7 protein-coding genes are annotated in these 6,330 nt (G+C 63.0%); all 7 read left to right on the forward strand.

The genetic code is table 11. From position 1 onward, the window contains the following. Window positions 1-41 precede the first annotated feature (41 nt). Window positions 42-1,025: a phosphohydrolase gene (locus JMJ95_RS13630; protein ID WP_290686419.1), complete on the forward strand. Its 984-nt coding sequence runs from the start codon at window positions 42-44 to the stop codon at window positions 1,023-1,025. Window positions 1,026-1,074: 49 nt separating this feature from the next. Beyond that, window positions 1,075-1,716 carry a pyroglutamyl-peptidase I gene (gene pcp, locus JMJ95_RS13635; RefSeq protein ID WP_290686421.1) on the forward strand — a complete coding sequence of 214 codons (642 nt, stop codon included), beginning with the start codon at window positions 1,075-1,077 and terminating at the stop codon, window positions 1,714-1,716. 187 nt (window positions 1,717-1,903) lie between these two features. Beyond that, complete coding sequence (locus JMJ95_RS13640; RefSeq protein WP_290686423.1) at window positions 1,904-2,767, forward strand: branched-chain amino acid ABC transporter permease; 864 nt, start codon at window positions 1,904-1,906, stop codon at window positions 2,765-2,767. A 13-nt stretch (window positions 2,768-2,780) separates the two neighbouring features. Further along, the gene (locus JMJ95_RS13645) at window positions 2,781-3,665 is read left to right on the forward strand and encodes a branched-chain amino acid ABC transporter permease (protein WP_290686425.1); all 885 of its coding nucleotides are present in this window, start codon (window positions 2,781-2,783) and stop codon (window positions 3,663-3,665) included. Continuing rightward, the gene (locus JMJ95_RS13650) at window positions 3,658-4,425 is read left to right on the forward strand and encodes an ABC transporter ATP-binding protein (RefSeq protein ID WP_290686427.1); all 768 of its coding nucleotides are present in this window, start codon (window positions 3,658-3,660) and stop codon (window positions 4,423-4,425) included. Before JMJ95_RS13645 ends, JMJ95_RS13650 begins: the two co-directional genes overlap by 8 nt. Then, window positions 4,415-5,125 carry an ABC transporter ATP-binding protein gene (locus JMJ95_RS13655; RefSeq protein WP_290686429.1) on the forward strand — a complete coding sequence of 237 codons (711 nt, stop codon included), beginning with the start codon at window positions 4,415-4,417 and terminating at the stop codon, window positions 5,123-5,125. The genes JMJ95_RS13650 and JMJ95_RS13655 overlap by 11 nt, the downstream gene beginning before the upstream one ends. 79 nt (window positions 5,126-5,204) lie before the next feature. Then, a partial coding sequence (locus tag JMJ95_RS13660) for an ABC transporter substrate-binding protein (protein WP_290686431.1) occupies window positions 5,205-6,330 on the forward strand: 1,126 nt, incomplete at its 3' end.

Here is a 6,330-nt window from a genome sequence, read left to right on the forward strand (position 1 = left end):
GATGAGAAACTCACCTTGGTTATTTCGGAGGAGAAAGAGACATGAGTTCTTCCCTTCTTCACGTAATAAGTCATACTGACCTGGACGGCATCGCCGCAGCAGCGGTTGCGTGGCACCGGTGGCGGGGGGAGCGCCCACTGAAGGTCTCCCTCGCCGGGTACGGGTCGGTGGATGGTCTGATCCTGGAAAGCGTCTCCGCCGGCCAGGATTTCCTGGTGGCGGACCTTTTCTGCCAGGACAGCCGGACCGTGGATGCCCTCGACCGGCACCATTCCGAAGGGGAAGACCCCTTTCTCTTCGACCATCACGAAACCACGGCGGCCCGGTACGGAGGCCGTCCCTGGGCTGTGGTGGATACGGCCTTCTGTGCGGCGAAGGTCTATTACCGCTGGCTCCTCGGCAGGGGAGCCCAGGGATTGGAGCGGCTCGCTCCCCTGGTGGAGCTTGCCAACGACCGGGATCTCTGGATTAACGAAAACCCCGACAGCCGCCTTTGGCAGGCCCTCATCACCCTCTGCGGTCCCTATAGCCTCCTGGCAAGGCTGGCGGAAAACCCGGACCCCTCCCTCGCTCCCTACGAGCGGGCCGCCGGGGAGGATTTCGTGGAAAAACAGGAAAAGCGATTCGCCCTCGCGGTGGAAAAAATGGGGAAGGGCTCGGGAGACCTGGCCTTCGTGGAGCCGGGAATCCTCGAGTTCGGCGATGTGTCCGATTTCGGCGGTCTCGTGCTGGACCGCATGGCGGAACCTCCCCTCCTGGTGGCCGTGGCGGCGAAGCGGTTCTCAGGGGAATGGGCCGTTTCCCTCCGCAGCCGGAGCGAGATGGCGGGCAAGGTCGTCGGCATGCTCCGGGACGGAAAAAAGGTGCGGGGAGGAGGGCATGACGATTCGGCGGCCCTCTACTTCCCCCCCTCCTACAGCCCGGACCAGATCCGGACCACCCTTCAGGCGGCCATGCGGACCATCCGGGACCAGGAGCGGCCCACGGGAGTCACCCTGGGCGACCTTTTCAAGATCGGCGGATAGAAAAAACGCCGGACGAATGACGGCCGGCAGCCTGAAGGAGGATTCCATCATGAAAGTGCTTGTCACGGGCTTCGACCCCTTCGGGGACGAGCCGGTCAATCCCGCCTTCGAGGCGGTGAAGCTCCTGCCCCGGACAATAGCCGGGGCTGACGTGGACATCCTGGAGATTCCCACGGTGTTCCACAAGTCCATCGAGGCAATCGTGAAACGGGCGGAGGAGACCGGCGCCGACCGGATCCTCATGGTCGGCCAGGCCGGCGGGCGCTTCGAAATCACCGTGGAGCGGGTCGGCATCAACGTTGACGATGCCCGGATCCCTGACAACGAGGGCAACCGCCCCATCGATGTGCCCATCGATCCCGACGGGCCCGCGGCCCATTTCGCCACCCTTCCGGTGAAGGCCATGACGGAGCGGATCCGCTCCCGGGGCATTCCCGCAAAGGTGTCCAACACGGCGGGGACCTTCGTGTGCAACCACGTGCTCTACGGCGTGCTGAACGCCGCCGCAAAAAAAGGCCTGCCGGTGAAAGCAGGGTTTATCCACGTTCCCTATCTTCCGGAGCAGGCGGCGAAAAAGGACAGCGTCCCGTCCATGTCGGCCGCCACCATTGCCGCAGCCCTCGAGGCAGCCCTCGAGGCCGTGGTCACCACAGGCGATGACGTGAAGATCTCCGGCGGCAGGGAACACTGAACAGGAAAAATTTTCGCCTGAATCCTCAGTTTTCCCCGCTGCCTGCGGATTTTGAATTTTATTCCCCCCGTTTTCTACGGGGCGGAGAACGTGCTAGAATGACGATGCCTGACTAGAACCCGATAGAGATAAATACCGTTTTTTTATATTTTTTCGATGCCATTCCCGCGGGGAGGTTTTACCGGCCATGCAGCTCTTCTTCGAGCAGTTGCTCAACGGCGTCGCCATGGGGGCGATCTATTCCCTCATCACCCTCGGCCTTGCCCTGGTTTACGGCGTCATGCGCATACTTCACGTGGCCCATGCGGCCGTGTACACAGCGGGCGCCTATGTCGGACTGTACGTATTTTCGCTCACGGGCAGCCTGCTCCCGGCGGTGCCGGCGGCCATGGCGGCCTGCGCCGTCCTTGGAGTTGCCATCGAGCGGATGATTTACACCCCCCTGCTGAAGTACCCGCCCTTTGTGCCCCTCATCGGAAGCATCGCCGTCTTTCTCGGCCTGGAGGAGATCTTCCGCCTCCTGGGCGGCCCGTATATTCTCTCCTTTCCCGCCGAGTTTCCCTTTCCCGGGATCACCGTCCGGGGCGTGGTCATCTCCCCCGCCATCATCTCCATCTATGCCGTCAGCGCGGCGGTGCTGCTGATCCTCTGGTTCGTCGTGACGAAAACGGAGCTCGGCCTCGCCATGCGGGCCACGTCCCAGGATCGGGAAATAGCGGGAGCCATGGGTATCAACAGCTCTTACACCATCAGCATGACCTTCGTCCTCGGTTCGGCGGTGGCCGCGGTGGCCGGCATCCTCGTGGGGATCTACTTCAACCAGGTCTACCCTACCATGGGGGCCGTGCCCGCCTATAAATGTCTCGCCCTCATCGTGGTCGGGGGCCTCGGGTCCCTGCCGGGCGCGGTGCTCGCCTCCCTGCTTCTCGGCGTTGGGGAGACGCTGCTCATCGGGTATGCCAACATCCCCCTGCCGAGGGATTCCCTGGCGTTCATCGCCATGATCGCCGTGCTCCTCTGGCGGCCCCAGGGACTCTTGGGCAACAGGTAAGGGAGGGGATTCCGTGAACGACTATTCCATCACCATCCTGACCTTCATCGCCATCCAGGCCATAGTGGCCTGCGGCCTCAACGTCATCGTGGGGTACGCCGGGCAGATTTCCCTCGGCCACGCCGCATTTTTCGGCATAGGGGCCTACGCCTCCGCACTGCTCACCACGAAGGCCGGTCTCACCTTCTGGACAGCCCTGCCGCTGGTGATCCTTCTCACGGGCGCCATCGGCCTGGTGCTCGGCATGCCGAGCCTCCGGCTCCGGGAGGACTTCCTGGCGGTGACCACCATCGGCATCAATTTCATCGTGGAATCCGTCTTCCTGTACGTTCCCTTCTTCGGAGGAGCCCTCGGACTGGGAGGAATACCGAGCATCACCTTCCTCGGCACGAGGCTCCGGGGGCCGAATTTCCTGTACCTCTGCCTCGTATTCCTGGCTGCGGTGCTGTTTATCTCCCGGCGGTTCACCAGGAGCTGGGGGGGCCTCGCCTGCTTCGCCCTCCGGGAGGAGGAGACGGCGGCTTCCAGCATGGGGGTGTCCCCCATCCGTTTCAAGCTGCTGGCCTTCGTCCTCGGGACGGCCATGGCGGGATTGGGCGGAGCTCTCTACGCTCACCTCATGCGGTTCATCAGCGCCACGGACTTCGGCTTCACCCTCTCGGTTTCCATGATGTCCATGGTGGTCCTGGGGGGAATAGGCACCCTTTGGGGCCCCGTGTTCGGCGCCCTGATCCTCGGCGTCCTGCCCGAGGTCTTCCGCCCCCTGATCGACTACCGCATGCTGCTCAACGCCGCCATTCTGCTGCTCATGATCCGTTTCCAGCCTGCGGGGCTCCTCGGCGAGGGCAGCCTTCTGCGGCGGCTGTTCCGCCCGGGGAGGGATTCGACCCATGGATGACATTCTGCTCCGCCTCGAAGGCGTTTCGCGCAGTTTCGGCGGCCTGAAGGCCGTGGACGACGTCTCCTTCTCCCTCGCCAGGGGGGAGATACTGGGGCTCATAGGCCCCAACGGCGCGGGAAAGACCACCTGCTTTAACCTCATCTCCGGCGTCTACGCCCCCACGAAGGGGGATATCGTGCTTGAAGGCGTCTCCACCGCCGGATTTCCCCCCTACCGCATGGCCGCTCTGGGAGTGGGGCGGACCTTCCAGGTGGTGAAGCCCTTCTCCACCCTGTCAGTGCTGAACAACGTCCAGGTGGCCCTGGGCCTGAAACGCTACGGGAGCGTCTTCTCCTCCCTCGGCCCCTGGGACACGAAGTCCTCCAGAAACGAGGCCATGGAGATCCTGGAGGAGGCGGGCATCGCCCATCTCGCCGGAACGCCTTCCGGACAGCTTCCCCTGGGGAACCAGAGGCGCCTTGAGCTGGCCCGGGCTCTGGCCCTGAAGCCGAAGCTCCTGCTGCTGGACGAGACCTTCTCCGGCCTGCGCCACGAGGAGGTGAGCCTGCTCTCGAAGCTGGTGCTCGGGGTGCGGGCCAGGGGGATTTCCGTCCTCCTCATAGAACACAACATGAAAGTGGCCATGGGGCTCTCCGACCGACTCGTGGTCCTCGACCACGGCAGGCTGCTCGCCGAGGGGAAGCCGGAAGCTATCCGGTCCGACCCCCTGGTCGTGGAAGCTTACCTCGGGAAGGGGGCATCCTCCTATGCTTCTTGAACTGCGGGATCTCCAGGTCTTCTATGGGGACATCCACGCCCTGGAGGGCATCTCCCTGTCCGTGGCGGAGGGGGAGCTCGTCTCCGTCATCGGCGCCAACGGGGCCGGGAAAAGCTCCCTGCTGAACTGCATCATGGGGATCGTCCCCGCGAAGGGCGGATCGGTAACCTTCTCCGGGAAGGATGTCACCTCAATGCCGGTCCACGAACGGGCCCGGAGCGGCATCCGCATCGTTCCTGAGCGGGCCCGGGTCTTTCCCAGGCTGTCCGTGTACGAAAATCTCCTCACCGGGTGCTTCGGCATGAGACACATCATCGATCTCGCCGCCAAACTCGCCTGGATCTACTCCCTCTTTCCCGTGCTGGAGGAGCGGAAATCCCAGCTCGCCTCCACTCTTTCCGGAGGGGAGCAGCAGATGCTGGCTATCTCCAGGGCGCTCATCGCCGACCCGAAGCTGCTCCTGGTGGACGAGGTTTCCATGGGGCTTATGCCCATGCTGGTGGACAAAGTTTTCGAGGTGCTTTCCATGCTCAACCGGGACCACGGCCTGACCATCCTGCTGGTGGAGCAGAACGCCCTGGCCTCCCTGGGCATTTCCTCGAGGTCCTACGTCCTCGAGACGGGCAGGATCGTTCTCGAAGGCCCGTCGGAAGAGCTTCTCAAGAATCCCGGGGTCCGGGAGGCCTACCTCGGCCTGTAGCGAAAAACGGCTGTACGGGACAGGATAGCCTGTCCCGGGAGAAGAGAACGGCACACTCAAATTTTCGGAGGTGAAAAAAATGCGTATTCTGAAAACGGCAATACTTGCTCTGTGCGCGGTGCTTCTTGTCTCGTCCGCGGGCATAGCCGCGGACACGGTGAAAATCGGTATGCTCGTTCCCCTGACCGGCCCGGCGGCGGCCGACGGCACGAGCGCTCTCTATTCGGTCCAGATCGCCCTCGACCAGGTCAACGCGGCGGGAGGCGTCCTGGGCAAACAGGTGGAACTGGTCTACTACGACGACAGGGCCGATGCCAAGGAAGCGGTCGCCCTTGCCCACAAGCTTATCGAGCAGGATAAAATAGCGGCCTTCGTGGCCGGCTCCTACAGCCTTCCCACTCGGGCCGTGGCCCCCATCTTCCAGGAGGAGGGGATTCCCCTCGTGGCGGGCTACGCCATTCACCCCGACGTGACCCGGGCCGGAGACTTCTGCTTCCGGAACGGCTTCCTGGGCATGGTGGAGGGGAAGGCGGCCGGGTACACCGCCCACAAGCTTCTCGGCGGAAAGACGGTGGCTCTTCTGACCAGCGACAACGACTTCGGCAGGACTCTCGCGGAAGGTTTCAAGGAGTATGTCTCCACGTTCGCCCCCGATCTCAAAATTGTCAGCGAGCAGGCCTACCCCTTCTCCGAGAAGGACTACAAGCCCTATCTCTCGAAAATCAAGGAACTCAACCCTGACGTGATCTTCGCCAGCGGCTATTACTTCCAGACCGGGCCGCTCCTTCGCCAGGCCAGGGAACTGGGAATCCAGTCCAAGATTCTCGGCGAGGAAGGCGCCGACTCCCCGAAGCTCATGGAGATCGCCGGAGACGCCGCTGAAGGGTTCTACATCGTTACCAACTTCGACCGGGACGATCCCCGCCCCGTGGTGCAGGATTTCCTGGCGGAATTCCGTAATCGCCACAAGTTCGAGCCCGACATGGTGGGTGCCTCCGTCTACGACGCTTTCATGATCATCATGGACGGAATAAAGACGGCGGGGAGCACCGACGGCAAAAAGGTCCGGGACGCCATAGCCGCCGTGAAGGACTATAACGGTCTCACCGGCATCATAGGCGGCTTCGACGAGATCGGCGAAGTGGTCAAGCCCGTGCAGGTGCAGGTGGTAAGGGAGGGCCTGTTCCGGCATTTCGGAGTCGTAA

This window comes from Aminivibrio sp., assembly GCF_016756745.1.
In the GTDB taxonomy this organism is placed as follows: domain Bacteria; phylum Synergistota; class Synergistia; order Synergistales; family Aminobacteriaceae; genus Aminivibrio.

Excerpts from the sequence above, each read along its gene's own strand:
- JMJ95_RS13640 (WP_290686423.1), top strand. The coding sequence starts at position 1,904 with ATGCAGCTCTTCTTCGAGCAGTTGCTCAACGGCGTCGCCATGGGGGCG.
- JMJ95_RS13630 (WP_290686419.1), top strand. The coding sequence starts at position 42 with ATGAGTTCTTCCCTTCTTCACGTAATAAGTCATACTGACCTGGACGGC.
- JMJ95_RS13650 (WP_290686427.1), top strand. The coding sequence starts at position 3,658 with ATGGATGACATTCTGCTCCGCCTCGAAGGCGTTTCGCGCAGTTTCGGC.
- JMJ95_RS13655 (WP_290686429.1), top strand. The coding sequence starts at position 4,415 with ATGCTTCTTGAACTGCGGGATCTCCAGGTCTTCTATGGGGACATCCAC.
- pcp (WP_290686421.1), top strand. The coding sequence starts at position 1,075 with ATGAAAGTGCTTGTCACGGGCTTCGACCCCTTCGGGGACGAGCCGGTC.